The 321-nt window shown below is 67.0% G+C and carries 1 protein-coding gene; it reads left to right on the forward strand.

Annotation, left to right across the window (positions count from 1 at the left end; all coding sequences use genetic code 11):
- Positions 1-2 precede the first annotated feature (2 nt).
- Positions 3-137, forward strand: a complete 135-nt coding sequence (locus tag AC0IYH_RS30395) for an ATP-binding protein (protein WP_471837864.1) — start codon at positions 3-5, stop codon at positions 135-137.
- The last annotated feature ends 184 nt before the right edge of the window (positions 138-321 follow it).

Genomic DNA, 321 nt, shown 5'->3' on the forward strand with positions numbered 1-321 from the left:
GGATGGGCCTCTCAATCTGCCGATCGATCGTGGAGCAGCATGGCGGCACGCTGGGCGGAGCGACCAACCCGGATGGCGGTGCGACGTTCAGCTTCCGCCTGCCGGTGGTCGCCGACGGCAAGAGGATGGCGGCGTGAGCTCGGTCACGGTCGGAGCAGCGGCGGCGGACTGCGTATGCGTGATCGACGACGATGCCGAGGTTCGTGGCTCGATCGGCAGTCTGCTGCGCTCCAGCGGATATGAGGTGCGCCTCTACGACAGTCCGGCCGCCTTTTTGGACGCCGACAGACACGAGACCGCGGCGTGTCTGGTGCTGGACAT

It is taken from the genome of Pseudomonas sp. AC463 (assembly GCF_979253585.1).

Bases quoted from the DNA above. Each gene is read 5' to 3' on its own strand.
- AC0IYH_RS30395 (WP_471837864.1), top strand. From the start codon at position 3: ATGGGCCTCTCAATCTGCCGATCGATCGTGGAGCAGCATGGCGGCACG.